Origin of the sequence: Burkholderia sp. E168m15 (genome assembly GCF_016586105.1) — a bacterium.
In the GTDB taxonomy this organism is placed as follows: domain Bacteria; phylum Pseudomonadota; class Gammaproteobacteria; order Burkholderiales; family Burkholderiaceae; genus Burkholderia; species Burkholderia orbicola.
In genome coordinates this window covers 24750-41809 of sequence record NZ_BCPO01000126.1, presented here as the reverse complement: position 1 = coordinate 41809, position 17060 = coordinate 24750, and the positions used below count along the sequence as shown (strand labels likewise).

The window sequence follows — 17060 nt, the reverse complement described above, 5'->3', positions numbered from 1 at the left end:
CACGGCGCCCCTTCATTCAGCGATGCTTCCCGCCATGCTTGCGCGCCCGATGCTCGGCGCGCTTGTGCAACAGCACCGGCATCAGTTCCTCGATGTACTGCCGCGCCTGCCCGCGTGTGACGATCTCGCTGAAGCGCTGATGCGCCCTGTCCTGGCCGACGAGCGCCGCATGCGCTTTCCTCAGGATGTGCAGATAAGCGATCAGGCTCGTGCCGTCGCGTACGGGCAGCGCATCACGCGGGTCCGGAGTCGGGGCGGTACTCATGTTCCAATCCTTTGCGGACAATCCGTCCGGCACGTCGCCGTGACGAGCGCGAGCAGGTCGTTGGCGAGACGATCGCGGTCGGTCAGCGGTGCGAGGCCGAACAGCCGCTCGAGCGTCGCGGCCACCGACGCGTGGTCATACGGCGTGTGATCGACCTGCCCGGCCGCGACCCACGGCGAAATCACGATCGCCGGCACCCGCACGCCGTACACGTCGAAGCCGAAGCCGCTCGCGTTCAGCGTCGCGGGTGCGCCATCGTTGGGCGGCGGCGCGACGCCCGGCCTGACCGAATCGTAGAAGCCGCCGTGCTCGTCGTAGAGGATCACGAACAGGCTGCTGTTCCATACCGGCGAGTTGCGGATCGCGTTGTACACGCGCGCGGCAAGCTGGTCGCCGCCGGCCAGCCCGTCCATCGGGTGCTGCGAGCTGCCGTTCCGGTAAGTGCCGTGCACGATGTCGCCATAACCAGGCTCGATGAACGTGTAGCGCGCGGTGTAGCCGGCCGCGAGATCGGCTTCGAAATGCGCGAGATCATCGACGTCGAAGAAGCTGATGCCCTTCAGCGATGCGACCTGCGGCACGTGGCCGAGCGGGTCGCCGGACTGGTCCTGGTAGATGCGCCAGTTGTCGTCGCCGAGCGAATCGAAGATCGAACCCTTCGGATAGTGGAAGCCGTCGAGCGTATCCCATCCGGCCATTTCCTCCTTGGTCGGCGAATGGTCGAGCCCGGCCGACGACGCGCCATGCAGGAAAAAGCGGTTCGGCCAGGTCGGCCCCGGCATCGACGCATGCCACGCGTCGCACAGCACGAACGCATTCGCGAGCGCGTACAACGACGGGACTTGCGCCGCGGCATCAACGCCCTGCATGATCTTGGCCGCGTCGGCCGGCTGCGGCGGTGCGCCCTCGGAATGCGACGTCGCGTAGTTCGACACGAACCCCGAGTTGTCGATGTTCGGATAGGGCTGCCCTTTCACGAACGGCCTGCCCGCGCCGCAGAGCTGTTCGAGCACGTCGGTGAATTCGTGGCACGGATCGGTCGGCATCCGGTCAGGCGCGCCGCCGCCGAACGGATAGACCGTGCCGCCGTACGCGTTGCTGTTGCCGGGCGACGCGGCGACGATGTCGGCGATGCCCGACAGCGCGAACAGGTGATCGAACGAACGGTTCTCGAGCATCAGCACGAACACGTGCTGGATGCGATCCTGAACCGGCGAGGATGCGGGGGCTGCGTCTGCACTCATGGCGCCTCCTGGCGTCGCGCGACGAACGTCGGGCTGGCACGACCGTTGGCCCGCTGAAAGCACTGAATGGATTGAAAACCACGCACGGGCCGTGAATTGCCGACGAGTGTACGGCCGCGCCAGCTCGTGCGTAAAGCCGCAGGCTGACGGCGTCGTAGCGCATGCGCTCAGTCGCTGGCCGGTGCGGACGACGATGCGCTTCGCCGCGTGTGCGGCTCGTGACGGGGCCTGTCGGCGCGCTGGGCCAATGCCAAGTTGCGGCAAAACCGCGAGCGCATGACATCCGAACGCGCGGCTTGTGACGATACCGAATTGCGGGCACTACCCGACGCAGGAATGCCTGTCGTATTTCGCGATGGTGATCGAGGATTTTTCGCAGGACGCGGCCGCCTCAGCGTGGTACCCGCGCGGCGCCGGTAAAGGCGGGAGAAGCAGAAGAAGCCGCCGCGGCGCGATGGCGCCGCCGGCGACCGATGAACGACACACCATGCGCCGGCTCATCGGTTCGTCCGGCCATGGGCCGGACAGGTGTCGATCGGTACGCGCTGAGGCGCACCGGTCGTGGCCGCTTAGCGGCGCGGCTGCCCGCTTCGCGGCGGACGCGGGGAATTCGCGTCCTTGTGCCGGAAGTTGATGCGGCCCTTGGTGAGGTCGTACACCGACAGTTCCAGCGTCACGCGATCGCCCGCGAGAATGCGGATGTGGTTCTTGCGCATGCGGCCCGACGCGTACGCGCCAACCACGACGCCGTTTTCCAGCGTGACACGATATTTGCTGTCCGGCAGCACTTCGTCGACGATTCCGTCCAGTTCCAGCAGTTCTTCTTTTGCCAAACCAATTCCTCCAGACAAGGTGATTGACCGCGGCCGCGGCGACTGCCCGGCGCCGGCTCCCGCAAACGGGACGGCGGCCGGCAGGCAGCCGGGATCGGTTCGTTCAGACGGGCCTCGGGCCTGTCTTGCGATCGGAGCCCGGCGCGTTGCGGCGTTCGGGCGGTCAGTGGCTGCGGCGCCAGCAGCGCCGCGCAAGTCGGGACCGCGCCAGCTGAAGCATGGCGGCGGTCTGCTCGGGTTGATGCGTTGAAGCGGTGATGCGCTCGCGAAACGACGTGCGTGTCACGAGGGCGTTGCGTCGCATGCGGTTCAGGCATGCGATGAGGGAGGCGTCACGACCGATGCATCGTGAATGTCGCGATGCATCGGTCGTGCGCATCGGAACGCGCCGGCCGCCGTGAAGCGGCGCCCCGCGCGATACTCCATCCGGCAGCGGCCGCCGCTTGGCGACCGATGCCGATGCGGCTTACTGCGGCGTGATGTTCGACGCTTGCAGACCCTTCGGGCCACGCTTCACTTCGAAGCTGACCTTCTGGCCTTCGGCCAGGGTCTTGAAGCCCGTGCCGCGAATTTCCGAGAAATGGGCGAACAGATCGTCGCCGCCGTTGTCCGGGGAAATGAAACCAAAGCCCTTGGTTTCGTTGAACCACTTGACGGTACCGGTATCCACAAATACTTCCTTAATACAAATAATTGAACATGCGCCCGCGACGGGCACAGAAAGAATCAAAGAGGGAGAGACCAACGACTGCCGCACGGTGTGCGGCCAATGATGAGCAATCGAACTTCTTGACGACTTCGGTCTCGGACACTACGCGGTAGCGGCCGTTTCGTCAAGTTATTTTGATGCGGCGCACAAGCGCAAATGCTCCTGCGCCTTCTGCGGCAAGTGTTGCCGGCCAATGGAGCCTGTCTCGATATGCCCCTGATTTTCCGCCGGCTTGCGCGTTTTTACTGCGGCTCTGATGCATTCGGTACCGAGCATGAATTGTGGCGGTCGCGCCGAGTTGCCTACGGGAGCCATACGTCGCTCGCCAACCTGCCTCCCCTGACCTCGCGCGATGGCCAGCCGCTGCCGCGCCGCTAGTCGAACGGATTCAGCAACCGGACGCCAGTGCGAGCGAAATCGTCGACGTTGCGCGTGACGACCGTCAGATCGTTGATCAGCGCGGTGGCCGCGATCAGCTTGTCGAGTTCGTGCGTCGGATCGGGCACCCGCAAATGCCCCCACATCTGGCTGGTCTCGATATCGACCGGCAGGATGTTCGGCGCATAGCCCGACAGGATCATCGCGATCCAGGCCTCGAGCGCCGACGCCTGGCTATGATCGCCGCGATGACGGATCAGGTCGACGCCGCGCCGCAACTCGGCCACCGTCACGACGGACAGGTAAAGCGGGCTCGCGTCGGCTTCGGCCTGCCTGAAGAACGCCCGCACGCCGCGATTGGTTCGCCTGCCCTTCCTGATTTCGCTGATGACGTTCGTATCAATCAAAAACACGCCTGACCTCGCCTGAATCCTGAACACGTTGGAAATCCGCGTCCTCGCCCACCTCCGGCATGCTCAGCAGCACTTGAGCAAATGTCCGCCGCTTCGGCCGGCCGAGCGCTTCGGCCAGAATGGCTCGATGTTCGGCCTCGGCGCTCCTGCCATTGGCCGCCGCCTGCTCACGCAGGCTTTGAACGATAGTGTCATCCACGTTACGCACCAGAAGATTTGCCATGAGTACCTCCATCCAGATTTGCTATCAATGATAGCATCACGAAGGCAAATTGCAAGCATTGCTATCATCTTCGTGACCGGACGGACCCTGGAGTCGGCGTGAGCCAGCCGCAGCGGACGGCATGAATCCATCCCCGTCCCGCCGCTGGCCCGACGCATCGAACTGCTGTCGCTCAAGGTAAGCCGGCGCGGGACGATGGGGAAGCCGGCCGGATGGCCAGTCGAGCGCATCGATCACGACGCATGTCCGGCCGGCGAGGAACGGGATTTGCGGCGCAGGCGCCGTTGGCGACATGGGCTGCGAGCACGGACATCGCACCGATTCACGCTGAAACATCGTGTTGCACACCGGGCCGCGGCCGTCGCGATCGTTTGATACCATCGAATCACAAGACCGGCGATCGAACGCCGTGCGAAGCGCGCAGAAGACCTTGCATCGACGCGGACCATCCGTGCCTGAAATCCCGATCCAAGACACGAGACGCTCTTCAGTGGACTTTGTTACGCCAGCTCTGCAAACCCTGTTCTCCCCGACACCCGACAAACTCTACTTCCCGGCATGCCTTGCGGCCGTGGCGATCATCGCGTGGCTCGTCGCCCGACACGTGCCGTTCTATCGGTCGGCCGTCGACAAGTCGCTGTCGATGCGCTATCGCAATCTCGACGGTTTCCGCGGCATCCTCGCCACCTCCGTGGTCTTCCATCACTTCGCGTGCAACCAGGCGTTGCTGTCGACCGGCGTCTGGGGGGCCGGCACCGATTTCCTGCGCAATCTCGGGACGATTCCGGTCGCGATGTTCTTCATGGTCACCGGGCTGCTGTTCTGGGAACGCGCATGCAGAGGCACGCTCGACGTGCGGACCTTCTTCGTCGGGCGCGTGCGACGCCTCGCGCCGCTCTATCTGTTCTACGCGGCCGTCATCGTCGCCTGCACGCTTTACTGGTTTCCCGGCAACGCCGTCGGCGCACCAACGCAGTTGCTGGCCGACCTGCTCAAGGCCGTTTCGCTCGGCTGGTTCGGCGCGTTCCCGATCAACGGAGCGGAGCGGACGCCCTATCTGAGCGGCGTCTGGTGGACCCTCGCGTACGAATGGCGGTTCTACGTCGCCGTCCCCTTTCTCGCGTGGTTCGTCGCCACACGTGCGTGGCGCAAGCTGCTCGCGCTCGCGATCGTCTCGGCCTGTGCCGCGTTGTTCGGGCCGCCCGGCGGCATGGCACTGCTGTTCGCGTTCGGCGCCGTGGCCTACGAGGTGTCGCGGCACCCCGCGATCTGCGCGCGGCTCGCCACGAAACCGGCGGCGACCGTCGCGCTGCTGATTCTCGCGCTGTCTCCGTCCCCGACCGAACGCTATTCGATCGAAGGCGCGCTGCCGCTGCTTCCGGTGTTTCTCTGCATTGCATGCGGGAATACGTTCTACGGTGTACTGAGAACCCGGCCGCTCGCGTTGCTCGGCACCGCCAGCTTCAGCATCTACATGATCCACATGGTGATCGTGTACATGATCGTCCACGCAGTCGACAAGTTCGTTTTCCCGATCAATTCCGTCGGCGATTCAGGCATCTGGGCGCTCGCGCTGGCGTGCGCGCTGGTTGCCGTCTTGTGCGCGCTGCTGACTTACCGCTACGTCGAGCATCCGTTCATCGCAAGACGCAACGACGCACGCCCGGCACGCCGAGCGGCCGAGCCCGCTCGCGAGCGCCAAACCGTCACGCTGTGACCCACCTTCGGTTCAAGGCTCAGAAGCGATACGAGATGCCGATCTGCAGGACCGGATACCACCGATAGCGCGACATCATTTGCCGCAGCGAATCGAGCCCGCTTGCGACCAGTACCTGGCTCTTCGCCGGTCCGGCCGCCGCGGCGAGTTCCGGCGACAGCGTGTACGAACATTTCGGCATCCCGTACGCGACGCCGATATCGGCGACGAACCCGAGCCCTTTCGACGCCGGTCGATGTCCGTAGCCGATTCCGACATACGGCATCACGGTCGGATAGCGCGCTTCCGCGACCGCATACATACCCGGCAGCGCCGGATAGCGCTTGCCGCCGAACACGTAGGTTCCGTTGGTCGGCACCGACACGCCGTGAAGTTCGTCGTCGTTGAAGCGCAGCCCCAGCGTCGCGCGGAAGCCGCTGCCTCGCCACGGGAAGATGTCGGCATAGATGCCGCCCTGGCGCAGCTTCAGGTCGTCCTGATAGCGGTTGCCGGCCACCGTGAAATCATGCGTCAGATTGATCGCGTTGAAATCCGCGTGCGCGCCCAGCATCGAATTGAAGCTCACGGCCGCTCCGATGCCGACGCCCTGCGTGCCGCCCTGCAGGTAGATTTCCTGCGCGTGCGCGCTCGCGGCGAACACCACCGCGACCGCTGCCCATTGATTCACTATCGTTTTCACGGGCGCCTCCCCCGACATGTGCCGGGCGCGACGCCACGTACATGCGACCTTCGTCGCGATGCGCGATGCGAACCCCGGCACGACACCTTGCAAGCACGCTTGCTGTTCGACGGACCGGGGACGCGTTGCGCGGTGCGCATGACCGATACGACATGCGCTGCGCATGCACCGTGGCACACGGCGCGCGCGACCCGATCCGATTCCCCGTTTGTTTCGATGTCGTTACATGCCGCGGAGGCGCGGATCGTTCTGGCGAAATTCGTCTGCGCCGGCGGCATCGGGTGAACCGCAAAGCGCGTGCCATGCGGCGCTGACCGAGGCGGAAAAAGCGCCATCCGTCGGGACGGGTCGTGGCGGGAATCGCAATCGACGGGAAATGTTTCAGGAACGTATCCGTATTCGGCACGCGACGCCGAAACACGCGATCGTCGGCATCTGGCGTCGATCGCAGAATGCAGGTGGAAAGAGGCTGGACGGCCGTCAGCGCAGGGCGGTCGCCGTTGCGATCAAGCGTGCGCCGATGGATACGTTGAAAAAGCGTTGCAAAAGTGCGACCTCGTACCGGTCGCACGCGACGCCGATGCGCTATCCCGCGTAACGAGACAGGGTGAATACCGATGCGTGCGCAAGCATCTTGTCCGTCGATGGATCAATACATGATTCGAAACGACGGCAATGGACCGACGGGCACATCGATTACTAGATGACCGGACAGCGGCACTTTTAACCTTATTGACGAGTGCAATTTCCGTGTCTCATTGCGTGCTCCACCGTAAAGCAAACCGAATCACGATGCACGGATTTACGAACTCCCCGTGGCGACACGTGAGCCGGGGTGTCTTGGTACAATCCGTCGACCAAGAGCAAGCCGATTTGGCAAACAGCCTGACCGCTAGAAAACCGCTGGCGAGGCAGCGAGTCTCTAGTAATTCGGGGATGCCAGCGGCAATTAATTAGACCAATCGAATAGCGGGGGAAATTGTGAATCGATTTGCACTTCTTTTGTTGGCTGCAACCGTGGTAGCAGGTTGTAATTCGAAACAGTCGGACAACATTCAATCGTCCGCGGCGAGTCCCAGCGCGTCTAGCGACAGCACCCCGGCACAACAACCGTCACCGCCAGTAGTCGTCGCGCCTGCGCCTCCACCCCCTTCACACCATTACGCGATGAGTCAGGACGGCACGTATGGTTACGAGCCCGCGCTCAGTGAAGACGACGTGAGAGCGGGAAAAGCGACAAAGGCGCTTGTCATGATGCGCTATGTCGGCGTGAGGGACGGTAGTTATATTCTGCTGCTGGTCGACGAGGACAACCCAAATATTTCGAACCGCATCACGTGCCAAGCTCCGTGCAATTTCGCCAAATCGCAAACCATGGCAGGCGACTCGATTCTGAAAACTGAAACACTGCGCGTTGTACCTAATTCGCTTATCGGCGCGATGATCGAAGACGCGATGTCCGGACAACTGACTCCCTATGGTCAACGTACGTCCGCGTTGACCCCATCGACTTTGCCCGTGGCTCAATCGCCCGCCAACCAGCCCGCAAGCGATGCGACGACATCCCCGCTGCAACAAACGAGCTTCGACTGCACCAAAGCGAAGTCCATTCCCGAATTTTTGATCTGTCACGATGCAGATCTTGCCGCTGCGGACCGGGATCTCGCAACGACTTACCAACAAGCCAAAGATGCCGTCATCGACAAAACTGCGTTTGTTGAGCGAACGCGCAAACAGTGGAATTTCCGAGAAAAAAATTGTCGCGACAAGGAATGTCTGACATCGTGGTATGCATACCAGAAACGCATACTGGCAAAGATTGCACAAACTGGTGATGTCACTGCTCAAGACAACTGACGCACCCTAAGTGAATCCGAAGCCCGCTCGCCTGAGTGGGCTTTTTCGTGCTTACTACTGCCGGCACCATCAAGACACGTTCAGTTGCTGCCTCGTGATGTAACCAGCCCTATCCGACGCCAGAAACACGGCTGCCTGTTCGATCGTCTCCTTGAACACCCTTGATCGCCCTCGCGCCGTCTGTTGGACGAATCGGCGTCGCGCAGGCCGGCCGCACGATAAGGACGAATTGCGGCGGGTCACGGATAATTGTCATCGCCACTTTGTGACAGTCAATGCCGTCGCGCGACTTCCCGATGACCACCGGAATCGGTACCATCGAGCGCTCGAAGTCCGGCACGCGCCGGGCTTTTCGCACCACCCATTTCGCCATGTCCCGGGAACCCACACATTCCGTGCTGCTCTGGATCGTCGCCGCTGCGTTCTTCATGCAGTCGCTCGATACGACGATCGTCAACACCGCGCTGCCCTCCATCGCCCAAAGCCTGCATGCGTCGCCGCTTGCGATGCAGCCCGTCGTGGTCGTCTACACGCTGACGATGGCGATGCTCACGCCGGCCTCCGGCTGGCTCGCCGACCGGTTCGGCACGCGCCGCGTGTTCTCGGTCGCGATCCTCGTGTTCGTGCTCGCGTCGATCGGCTGCGCGGCGTCGCATACGCTCGGCCAGCTCGTCGTCGCGCGCGCCGTGCAGGGCATCGGCGGCTCGATGCTGCTGCCGATCGGGCGGCTCGCCGTGCTGCGCCGCGTGCCGGGCGAACAGTACGTCGCGGCGATCGCGTTCGTGTCGATCGCCGGCCAGCTCGGCCCGATCGTCGGGCCGACGCTCGGCGGCTGGCTCACCCAGGCGATTTCGTGGCACTGGGTGTTCATCGTCAACGTGCCGGTCGGCGTGGTCGGCTTCATCGCCGTGCAGCGCTACCTGCCGCACGACCAGGCGACGCAACCGCCGCCATTCGACTTCGTCGGCTGTGCGTTGCTGTCGGCCGCGATGATCGCGCTGTCGCTCGCGATCGACCCGCCGATGTCCACGCACCGCGCCGCGTGGTCGGCCGCGCTCGCCGGGCTCGGCCTCGCGAGCGCGCTCGCGTACCTGCCCCATGCGCGGCGACGCACGCAGCCGCTGTTCCGGCTCGGGTTGTTCCGCGAGCCGAACTTCGGCTCGGGGCTGCTCGGCAACCTGCTGTGCCGGATCGGCACGAGTTCGGTGCCGTTCATGCTGCCGCTGCTGATGCAGGTGCAGCTCGGCTATACGCCGCTGCGATCGGGGTTGATGATGCTGCCGGCCGCGATCGCGGGCGTCATCGCGAAACGGTGGATCGCGCCGCTCGTGAAGCGCTTCGGCTATGCGGCGTTTCTGGTCGTGAATACGGGAATCGTCGGCTGCGCGATCGCGGGGTTCGCGCTGGTGTCGGCGCGGCCCGCGCCGGTGCTGGAAGGTGTGCTGCTGATCGTGTTCGGCGCGGCGAATTCGATGCAGTTCGCGGCGATGAACGGCGTGACGCTCAAGGGGCTGTCGCATGCCGACGCCGGCAGCGGCAACAGCCTGTTCACGATGATGCAGATGCTGGCGATGGGGCTGGGCGTCTCGATCGGCGGCGGGCTCGTCAACCTGTTCGCCGCCTATCGGGGCTCGATGGCGCACGGGTTCATGCTGTCGTTCGCGTGCATGGGCGTGGTGACGCTGCTGTCGTCCGTCGTGTTCCGGCGGATCGATACGGCCGCGCCGCCGGTCAAGGCGACGGCGCGACCTTCCGCGTGATCGCGCCCGTCAGTTCACCTGCCGGCGCTCGACGACGCGCTTGAGCACCCAGCGGATCGACGAACCGTCGGCCGGCGGCTGCGCGACGCGGTACTCGTCGACTTCGAGCGTGTACAGGTAGCCAGGCTGGTACGCAAACCCTTCGATGCCCGCGTACCACAGGCTCCACGGCTCGCCCGGGCTGCTGCGCACCTGCAGGCACTCCATCGGCGCGACGCCCGTGCAGCGCGCGGACTGCGGCGCGACGTAGACGGTTTTGGTCACGGGCTTGCCGTCGGCCGGACGCGTGGCATTCGGCGCGGTGGCCGCCGCATCAGTCTGGCATCCGGCGACGAGCATGCTGCCGGCAATGACGGCCGCGCCGAGCAGCGTTCTGGAGTGACGAATCATCTGATGTTCCTCTGGGAGCGTTGGAGGGCCGATTAGACGAACTGCCCCGCGAGAAAGTTCACAAACACCTTACAGGATGCGTTCGACCACTCTCACTCAAGTGATGTCGCGCGCGAGCCGATACGTTAGCGTGTTCCAGTTCCGCCGCGCGCTTCGTCACCGGCCAGTCGATCGCCATCGACGGCGGCATCACCGTGCGGCGATCGTGTACCATCTGCGCTTCCCGATACGCTTCGACGCACTGCCTTCGTTCCCCGGCCACGCCCGCGCGGTTCGCGCAGCGCGTTTCCCTCGCATGACCTCATCCGCCTCGTCCGACACCGCGCTGCGCCCGCTGCCGATCGATACGCTCGTCGTGCCGGCCGTGCTCGACGGACGCACGGGCACCAATCGCTCGGGCAGCGCGCATCCGCAGATCGCCGCGACCAACGACCTCGACGCGGTGCGCGCGTGGCTCGCGCGCTTCGTCGATACGCCGACCACGTTCCAGAACTACCGCAAGGAAGCCGAGCGCCTGCTGCTGTGGGCCGTGATCGCGTGCGGCAAGCCGCTGTCGTCGCTCACGCACGAGGATCTCGTCGTCTACCGGCAATTCCTGCTCGCGCCCGCGCCGGCCGAGCTGTGGTGCGCGAACGGCGGCCGCAAGCATCCGCGCGACGATCCGCGCTGGCGGCCGTTCTACGGGCCGCTGTCGGCAGCCAGCCAGCGGCAGGCGCTGGTGATCCTGAACGTGATGTTCTCGTGGCTCGTGCAGGCCGGCTATCTGGCCGGCAACCCGCTCGCGTTGTCGCGACAGCGGCAGCGCCGGCCCGCCCCGCGCGTCACGCGCCATCTCGGGCAGCCGCTGTGGCAATCGGTGAAGGACGCGATCGCCGCGATGCCGCGCGACGATGCGCGCGCGTGCTTCCATGCTGATCGCGCGCGCTGGCTCTTCACGCTGCTGTATCTCGGCGGGCTGCGCATCACCGAGGCGGCCGATACGACGATGGGGCAATTCTTCTGCCGGCGCGATGCGAACGGGCACGAGCGCTGGTGGCTCGACGTGACGGGCAAAGGCGGCCGGCAGCGGCTCGTGCCGGCCACCGACGAGATGATGGCCGAGCTGACGCGCTACCGGCGCACGCACGGCCTGCCCGCGCTACCGCTCGACGGCGAGCCGACCCCGCTCGTGCTGCCGTTCGGTCAGGCGCGCAAGCCGCTCACGCGCGCGGCGCTGCACCGCATCGTGAAGCAGGTGTTCCGGCACGCGGCCGGCCGGCTGCGCGCGAACGGCGAAACCGGCGAGCAGGCGGCGCGCGTGCTCGAACAGGCGTCCGCGCACTGGCTGCGCCACAGCGCGGGCTCGCACATGGCCGACGGCCGCGTCGACCTGCGGCTCGTGCGCGACAACCTCGGCCATGTATCGCTCACGACGACGAGTCAGTATCTTCATGCGGACGACGACTGGCGCCATCGCGAGACGGAGGAGAAGCACCGGATCGGGTGGGACTAGGCTGCGTTGCGCCGCTCAGCGTGCGAGGTAGAGGCCGCCGTTGCTGCGGCATTTAGCACGGTCGCTTGCCACCGGCAGGTTGATTTAGCCGCATAGCAGCACGTCGGTACGCTTGCCGTGTCAGTACACGCCAACCCAGTGCCCCGGCACCCACGCCCAGTGATTGCCGGCCCACCGGTAATGCCCCTTCGCCCAGCGATAGCCGGGCGCGGGCGGTGGCGGCGCCACCTCGACGACGGGCGCCGGCTGCGGCGGCCGCACGGGCTCGACCACGCAGGCGGACATCAGCACGGCACTCGCGCTCACCAATACGGCGAGCGAAACGGATCGGATCTTCATTGTCGATTCTCCCTGTTGTGTAATGAGTTGAGCGGGCCGAGCGCGGGCTTGCGCCGCATCACGCGACCCCATGAATCAGGCCGCTCATCGGCCGCGCCGGGCCGCTTTCCGCGAACAATGCGGACGCGGTGCGGCGCGGGTCGAGCCGCAGGCTGTCGGCGGCCGCGCCAGCGATCAGCGCGTCGAGCGATGCGGTCGGCTTCAAGTCGCGCCCTTCGTACAGATCGCCGGGGCGCAGCCCCGGCCAGTCGGCGATCACGCGCCCGCCCGCGACCGCGCCGCCCGCCAGCATCGCGACCGATGCCTGCCCGTGATCGGTGCCGCCCGTGCCGTTCACCGCGGCCGTGCGGCCGAACTCGGTCGCGACCAGCACCGTGGTCTGCTGCCACGCGGGCCCGAGGCCGTCGCGCAATGCGGCGAGCATCGTGTCGAGCGCCTTCAACTGATTCGCGAGCCGCGCGTTCTGCGCGCTATGGGTATCCCAGCCGCCCGTCTCGATCATCGCGATCCGCGGACCGTCGTCACGCGCGAGAAACGTCGCGGCGAGCTTGCCGACGCCGGCCGGGTCCTGCCGTGCATGCGCATCGCCGGCGAGACCGCGTGCTTCCATCGCGGATTGCCACAACGGGCCGAGCTGCGCGTCGGCTTCGTAGAGCGCCGACACGCGCGTGAGCAGATCGTCCGGCGCGGCGGGCGAGCCGGACGGCGCATACGACGCGGCCTGCACCGTGCCGCGCAGCGCGAGCGGCACGGTCGGCGCGAATGCGATCGCGTTGTCGCGCGTCGCCGGCAGCAGCGCGGCGAGCCGGTTCAGCCAGCCGTCCTTCACCTGGTACGGCGCACGGCCGCCCGTTTCGAGCACGTTCTGGCCGTCGAAATGCGAGCGGTCGCGATACGGCGACGCGATCGCATGGACGAACAGCGCCTGACCGTCGCGATACAACTGCGCGGTCTGCGCGAGCGACGGATGCAGCGCGAACGTGCCGTCGAGCCGCGTTGCCGCCGCCGTGTCGATCGCGAGCGGGCCGCGCAGCGACGCATACGCGGGCTCCGCATACGGGACGACGATGTTCAGGCCGTCGGCCGCGCCGCGCTGGATCACGAACACGAAGCGCCGGTCGGTCTCGACGTTCGCGAATACGATGCGTGGCGCGACGAGGATCGCGCCCGCGCCGGCGGCGGCGACGCTGAGGAATTGTCGGCGGGACAGTGCCATGGTCATCTCCGTTGGAAATCGGGCGAGACAAGCAGCAGCGCGAGCGACGTCGTCGCGCTTTCGGCGCGCGCGAGCGCGGTCGCGGTCGGCGCGCTCAGCGAACCGGCGAGCAGCGTGTTGCCGAGCGTGCGCGGGTCGAGCCGGTCGCCCGTGCGCGCGGCCAGGCGCTGCGCAATCTCGACGCGGCGTACGAGCGCGTCCGGCGCCGCCCAGCTCGCGGCGACGTCGTCGTAGCCGGCCGGCGAGCCCGGCCGCCACACCGGCTGGCCGAGCTGCGCGAGCAGCGGCGCGGCCTTGAGATCACCGGTGTCGCGCCAGCCGAGCCCGCGCAGCGACGATACGGCCCACTCCCACGGTGTCTTGAACTTGCGGTCGACCGGCGACCACGCGTCCGGCGCATCGACGAGCGCGCGATAGACGGTCGGCAGATCGCCACCGCTCGTGTCGAACGCGCGCGCGAGCCGGTCGGTCAGCGCGGGCGGCGGGTTGTCGGCGACGAAATGACGGGCGAGCTGAAACGCGACGTGCCGGCCCGTCGCCTCCGATCGCGCGAGGTCGTGCAGGATCGCGCGCGCCTGCGCTTCGCCCGGTTGATCGTAGGTGCGGCCCATTACCGTGCGCGTGCCGGGTTCGTGCAGGTTCGGGCGGAACACGAATGCACCGGGCGCCGCATCGCCCGGTTGCGGCCCGCGCCCGCCGGCGATGCTCCAGCCGGTCAATGCGCGCGCGAATTCCGTCACGTCGGCTTGCGTGTAGCCGGTGCGCACGCCGAGCGTATGCAGTTCCATGATTTCGCGCGCGAGGTTCTCGTTGAGCCCGCGCTTCGCCGCCGGATTGCGTGCCTGCGCATGCAGCGCGGCCGGACTGTCGGGGCCGACCGAACGCGCCTGGTCGAGGAACACCTGCATCGCGGGATGCTGCTCGACGGCGACGAGCATGTCCTCGAAACGACCGAGCACGTGCGGGCGGATCGCGTCGCGTTCGAATGCGCCCGCGTACGCGGCCACCTGCCCCTTGTCGACCGATACCGCGAAATGGTTCGCCCAGAAATGCACGAGACGTTCGACGAACGGCGCGGGCGTGGTCAATGCGCTGTTCATGCGCGCGGCGACGGCGCTGCGATACGCGTCGTAGCCGTCGCGGCGGATCGATTGCTCGGTCGCGCGCTTCGCGGCGGGGTCGTCGCTCTTCATCGCGTTGCGTGCATCGGCAAAGCGCGTGGCGAGCGTGATTGCGTCCGGTTCGCCGGCCCATGCGGCGGGTCGTGCGTCGTAACGGTCGAATTGCGCGACGAGTGCCGCTTTCGGATCGGCGGGCGGCGCTTCGTCGGCGCGTGCGCCGAGACCGAAGCGGTTCAGCGCGATTGCGGCCGGCGTGGAGTCGTTCGGGTGGTCCATGACGGGCTCTCTTGCGGTGCGTACTCACGTTCAACGCAAGCACACCGGGAAATCCGTCGCGGGAAGGGAAAATATTCTTTTTGATCGAGGGAACGCCGGGCGGAAGTTTCTCGCCGCGCGGCGGCAGGCATCGTCAATGGAGAACGACCGCGCGATTCGCCGGAACCGGCAAACGCATGACGCGCGAGCGACATGCGGATCGCATGCCGCCCGCGTGGTTTAGCCGGTTTACTCGCTCGCCGATGCGTCCGGCTTCTTCTGCAGCTTCGGCGGCAGACGCCAGTTGCCGCTGCGCTGCAACCCGTCGACGAACTTCGCGCGCTCGTCGGGTGTCAGCGTCGCCGCGAAATCGACGACGCTGCGCTCGACCTGTGCCCGCATCGCGGTGTCGGCCGCGCGCGTGCGGTCGAGCGCCGCATCGATCGCCGCGCGATCGAGTTGCGGCGCGGCGAGCAGGTCGAGCACGGTGATCCGGCCGTCGCGCCCTTCCCGCGCGAAATCGCGGCCGCTCTTGCGCGCCGCCTTCAGCGCGGCGGCGAACTCGCGCTGCCGCGCATCGGGCAATTCGTCGGCGGCGAAACGCAACGCGGTGCGCGATGCGGGCGTGCCCGCCGCATGCAGGTCGCGGTGAGTCGAGAACCACTGATACGCGCCGCCGCCGATCGCGCCGAGCATGAACACATTCAACACGACCGAGCCGACGAGAATGAATTTCCAGCTGCGTTCGCTCATTCGTCGGCTCCGTCGATGCTCGGGCCGCCGAAGGTCGTCGTCAGGTAGCCTGGTTCGTGTTGCGCGATCGGTGCGCTGCCGAGCATCAGCATCGACACGGCGACCGCACCGGCAAGCGCGCCGGCCAGCCCGACGCCCGCGAACGCGGCGCCCGACCACCACACTCTGCCGCGGCTTCGCGCGCGTTGCGGCGCAGGCGCCGTGGCGACGATACGTTCGACCAGCGCCGGCGCGGGCGGCGCGACCGTGTCCTGCATCAGCCACGCATCAAGCTCGGCCGCCTCGTCGAGCGCTTCCAATGCGTCGCGCGGATGTGCTTGCGCCCACGCTTCGGCCGCCGCGCGCTCGGCTTGCGGCCAGCGCCGCGCGTCCGAGCCGTACGCGGCGACGATGGTACGGAATCGTTCGGGTGTCATCGCTTGTCCTCGCTAGGTGGATCGCCGGCCAGTTGCGCGCGCAGGTTGCGCCGCGCACGGGCGAGCAGGCTTTCCAGCGCATCGACGGTGATGCCCATCAGGTTGGCCGCTTCCACGTTCGACATTTCCTGATAGTACTGGAGCACCAGCGCTTCCCGCTGCCGCGGCGGCAACGCGGCCAGCGCCTGCCGCACGCGTGCGTCGCGCGAACGCAGTTCCGCATGCGCGGCCGGCTCCGGCTGCGTATCCGGCACGTCGGGCAGCGTGTCGACGGGCTCCTCGCGCCGGCCGCGCAACCGGTCGTAGCACAGGTTCAGCACGACGCGATGCAGCCACGTGTCGAAGCGGGCTTCGCCTTCGCGCCAGCGCGGCGCCTGGTTCCAGATTCGCAAGAAGGTCTCCTGCGCGACGTCCTCGGCTTCGTTCCGGTCGCCGAGCATGCGCGTCGCCAATGCGAGCAGCCGCGGCAGCTTGCGCGCGACAAGCACGCGCACCGCCGACGCATCGCGCGCGCCGACGCGCGCGACGAGTTCCGCGTCCGGATCGCGGTCGCCGCGATCGTTCAACGCCGCCTGCTCCGTCGTGCGGCGCGCGGGCGCCGCCCTGTTACGGCAGGTATCCCCACCGCCCGGCTGAAGCTCATCGTCGTGCTCTCCTTGCATGCGTCGGGCCATCACCGGACGGCGCCATGCCGGCGGTTCCGACGGTTCGGCATCGCCGCGCGCGTCGCGCCCGGCATCGCACACGGTGTCGGCCGTGTCGGTTTCATCGACATCCGGTTCGTGCCGCATGTCGACCCTGTCTGCCAACCGCGCCACCGTCGGCCGGCGCGCTCAATATACGACGACCGGCGCGGGCCGGTAATACACCGGACGGGCCGGCACCACGACGCAGCCGGCCAGCACGATGGCTGCGGCCGCCAGTATCACGATGGTTCGAAAGGGCATCGCTTCGACTCATGATGTTGCATGAAAAATCCGCCGCGCCGGTCTCGCGTGCC

At 66.6% G+C, this 17060-nt stretch carries 19 protein-coding genes; 4 read left to right on the top strand and 15 right to left on the bottom strand.

The window, feature by feature from the left end:
* Nucleotides 1–16 precede the first annotated feature (16 nt).
* The 6 genes from JMF86_RS20195 to JMF86_RS20170 all read right to left on the bottom strand — a co-directional run bounded on the left by JMF86_RS20195 (nt 17) and on the right by JMF86_RS20170 (nt 4065).
* Nucleotides 17–265 carry a hypothetical protein gene (locus tag JMF86_RS20195; protein ID WP_011547641.1) on the bottom strand — a complete coding sequence of 83 codons (249 nt, stop codon included), beginning with the start codon at nt 263–265 and terminating at the stop codon, nt 17–19.
* Nucleotides 262–1509, bottom strand: a complete 1248-nt coding sequence (locus JMF86_RS20190; RefSeq protein WP_011547640.1) for an alkaline phosphatase family protein — start codon at nt 1507–1509, stop codon at nt 262–264. The genes JMF86_RS20195 and JMF86_RS20190 overlap by 4 nt, the downstream gene beginning before the upstream one ends.
* Nucleotides 1510–2078: 569 nt before the next feature.
* Nucleotides 2079–2342, bottom strand: a complete 264-nt coding sequence (gene infA / locus JMF86_RS20185) for a translation initiation factor IF-1 (protein WP_006483034.1) — start codon at nt 2340–2342, stop codon at nt 2079–2081.
* Between the two features lie 466 nt (nt 2343–2808).
* Nucleotides 2809–3012, bottom strand: a complete 204-nt coding sequence (locus tag JMF86_RS20180; protein WP_006483056.1) for a cold-shock protein — start codon at nt 3010–3012, stop codon at nt 2809–2811.
* Between the two features lie 413 nt (nt 3013–3425).
* Nucleotides 3426–3842: a type II toxin-antitoxin system VapC family toxin gene (locus tag JMF86_RS20175; protein ID WP_027807311.1), complete on the bottom strand. Its 417-nt coding sequence runs from the start codon at nt 3840–3842 to the stop codon at nt 3426–3428.
* A complete protein-coding gene (locus JMF86_RS20170) occupies nt 3829–4065 on the bottom strand; it encodes a DNA-binding protein (RefSeq protein WP_011547638.1) in 237 nt (78 codons plus the stop codon). Before JMF86_RS20170 ends, JMF86_RS20175 begins: the two co-directional genes overlap by 14 nt.
* A gap of 490 nt (nt 4066–4555) precedes the next feature.
* On the opposite strand from JMF86_RS20170, the gene JMF86_RS20165 reads away from it, so the two are divergent.
* Entirely contained in the window at nt 4556–5782 is a 1227-nt protein-coding gene (locus tag JMF86_RS20165) for an acyltransferase (protein WP_012339914.1), read from the top strand.
* A gap of 19 nt (nt 5783–5801) precedes the next feature.
* Here JMF86_RS20165 and JMF86_RS20160 read toward each other — a convergent pair whose 3' ends face one another.
* The gene (locus JMF86_RS20160; RefSeq protein ID WP_012339913.1) at nt 5802–6479 is read right to left on the bottom strand and encodes a hypothetical protein; all 678 of its coding nucleotides are present in this window, start codon (nt 6477–6479) and stop codon (nt 5802–5804) included.
* A 1149-nt stretch (nt 6480–7628) separates the two neighbouring features.
* Here JMF86_RS20160 and JMF86_RS20155 point away from each other — a divergent pair.
* Nucleotides 7629–8318 (top strand): hypothetical protein, encoded by a 690-nt coding sequence (locus JMF86_RS20155; protein ID WP_171984323.1) that lies wholly within the window; start codon nt 7629–7631, stop codon nt 8316–8318.
* A 109-nt stretch (nt 8319–8427) separates the two neighbouring features.
* On the opposite strand, the gene JMF86_RS20150 is transcribed toward JMF86_RS20155, so the two are convergent.
* A complete protein-coding gene (locus JMF86_RS20150) occupies nt 8428–8748 on the bottom strand; it encodes a hypothetical protein (RefSeq protein WP_166488159.1) in 321 nt (106 codons plus the stop codon).
* On the opposite strand from JMF86_RS20150, the gene JMF86_RS20145 reads away from it, so the two are divergent.
* Complete coding sequence (locus tag JMF86_RS20145) at nt 8690–10078, top strand: DHA2 family efflux MFS transporter permease subunit (RefSeq protein WP_006478963.1); 1389 nt, start codon at nt 8690–8692, stop codon at nt 10076–10078. The genes JMF86_RS20150 and JMF86_RS20145 overlap by 59 nt on opposite strands.
* Before the next feature lie 9 nt (nt 10079–10087).
* Here JMF86_RS20145 and JMF86_RS20140 read toward each other — a convergent pair whose 3' ends face one another.
* Nucleotides 10088–10468 carry a DUF4377 domain-containing protein gene (locus JMF86_RS20140; RefSeq protein WP_011547632.1) on the bottom strand — a complete coding sequence of 127 codons (381 nt, stop codon included), beginning with the start codon at nt 10466–10468 and terminating at the stop codon, nt 10088–10090.
* A 295-nt stretch (nt 10469–10763) separates the two neighbouring features.
* Here JMF86_RS20140 and JMF86_RS20135 point away from each other — a divergent pair, with 295 nt between their 5' ends.
* On the top strand, nt 10764–11960 hold the full coding sequence (locus tag JMF86_RS20135) for a tyrosine-type recombinase/integrase (RefSeq protein WP_011547631.1): 1197 nt from the start codon (nt 10764–10766) through the stop codon (nt 11958–11960).
* Nucleotides 11961–12080: 120 nt separating this feature from the next.
* Here the strand turns inward: JMF86_RS20135 and JMF86_RS20130 are convergent, their stop codons facing one another.
* From JMF86_RS20130 to JMF86_RS20105, 6 genes are all read right to left on the bottom strand, one after another.
* On the bottom strand, nt 12081–12299 hold the full coding sequence (locus tag JMF86_RS20130) for a YXWGXW repeat-containing protein (protein ID WP_011547630.1): 219 nt from the start codon (nt 12297–12299) through the stop codon (nt 12081–12083).
* Nucleotides 12300–12357: 58 nt separating this feature from the next.
* Nucleotides 12358–13515 (bottom strand): DUF1501 domain-containing protein, encoded by a 1158-nt coding sequence (locus JMF86_RS20125; protein WP_011547629.1) that lies wholly within the window; start codon nt 13513–13515, stop codon nt 12358–12360.
* Nucleotides 13516–13517: 2 nt separating this feature from the next.
* Nucleotides 13518–14912 carry a DUF1800 family protein gene (locus tag JMF86_RS20120; protein ID WP_011547628.1) on the bottom strand — a complete coding sequence of 465 codons (1395 nt, stop codon included), beginning with the start codon at nt 14910–14912 and terminating at the stop codon, nt 13518–13520.
* Between the two features lie 228 nt (nt 14913–15140).
* Complete coding sequence (locus tag JMF86_RS20115; RefSeq protein WP_011547627.1) at nt 15141–15644, bottom strand: periplasmic heavy metal sensor; 504 nt, start codon at nt 15642–15644, stop codon at nt 15141–15143.
* Entirely contained in the window at nt 15641–16060 is a 420-nt protein-coding gene (locus tag JMF86_RS20110) for a hypothetical protein (RefSeq protein ID WP_011547626.1), read from the bottom strand. The genes JMF86_RS20115 and JMF86_RS20110 overlap by 4 nt, the downstream gene beginning before the upstream one ends.
* On the bottom strand, nt 16057–16851 hold the full coding sequence (locus JMF86_RS20105; RefSeq protein ID WP_011694754.1) for an RNA polymerase sigma factor: 795 nt from the start codon (nt 16849–16851) through the stop codon (nt 16057–16059). The genes JMF86_RS20110 and JMF86_RS20105 overlap by 4 nt, the downstream gene beginning before the upstream one ends.
* Between the last annotated feature and the right edge of the window lie 209 nt (nt 16852–17060).

Excerpts from the sequence above, each read along its gene's own strand:
- JMF86_RS20195 (WP_011547641.1), bottom strand. The coding sequence starts at position 265 with ATGAGTACCGCCCCGACTCCGGACCCGCGTGATGCGCTGCCCGTACGC.
- JMF86_RS20190 (WP_011547640.1), bottom strand. The coding sequence starts at position 1,509 with ATGAGTGCAGACGCAGCCCCCGCATCCTCGCCGGTTCAGGATCGCATC.
- JMF86_RS20170 (WP_011547638.1), bottom strand. The coding sequence starts at position 4,065 with ATGGCAAATCTTCTGGTGCGTAACGTGGATGACACTATCGTTCAAAGC.
- JMF86_RS20160 (WP_012339913.1), bottom strand. The coding sequence starts at position 6,479 with ATGTCGGGGGAGGCGCCCGTGAAAACGATAGTGAATCAATGGGCAGCG.
- JMF86_RS20155 (WP_171984323.1), top strand. The coding sequence starts at position 7,629 with ATGAGTCAGGACGGCACGTATGGTTACGAGCCCGCGCTCAGTGAAGAC.
- JMF86_RS20145 (WP_006478963.1), top strand. The coding sequence starts at position 8,690 with ATGTCCCGGGAACCCACACATTCCGTGCTGCTCTGGATCGTCGCCGCT.
- JMF86_RS20150 (WP_166488159.1), bottom strand. The coding sequence starts at position 8,748 with ATGAAGAACGCAGCGGCGACGATCCAGAGCAGCACGGAATGTGTGGGT.
- JMF86_RS20140 (WP_011547632.1), bottom strand. The coding sequence starts at position 10,468 with ATGATTCGTCACTCCAGAACGCTGCTCGGCGCGGCCGTCATTGCCGGC.
- JMF86_RS20135 (WP_011547631.1), top strand. The coding sequence starts at position 10,764 with ATGACCTCATCCGCCTCGTCCGACACCGCGCTGCGCCCGCTGCCGATC.
- JMF86_RS20130 (WP_011547630.1), bottom strand. The coding sequence starts at position 12,299 with ATGAAGATCCGATCCGTTTCGCTCGCCGTATTGGTGAGCGCGAGTGCC.
- JMF86_RS20125 (WP_011547629.1), bottom strand. The coding sequence starts at position 13,515 with ATGGCACTGTCCCGCCGACAATTCCTCAGCGTCGCCGCCGCCGGCGCG.
- JMF86_RS20120 (WP_011547628.1), bottom strand. The coding sequence starts at position 14,912 with ATGGACCACCCGAACGACTCCACGCCGGCCGCAATCGCGCTGAACCGC.
- JMF86_RS20115 (WP_011547627.1), bottom strand. The coding sequence starts at position 15,644 with ATGAGCGAACGCAGCTGGAAATTCATTCTCGTCGGCTCGGTCGTGTTG.
- JMF86_RS20110 (WP_011547626.1), bottom strand. The coding sequence starts at position 16,060 with ATGACACCCGAACGATTCCGTACCATCGTCGCCGCGTACGGCTCGGAC.
- JMF86_RS20105 (WP_011694754.1), bottom strand. The coding sequence starts at position 16,851 with ATGCGGCACGAACCGGATGTCGATGAAACCGACACGGCCGACACCGTG.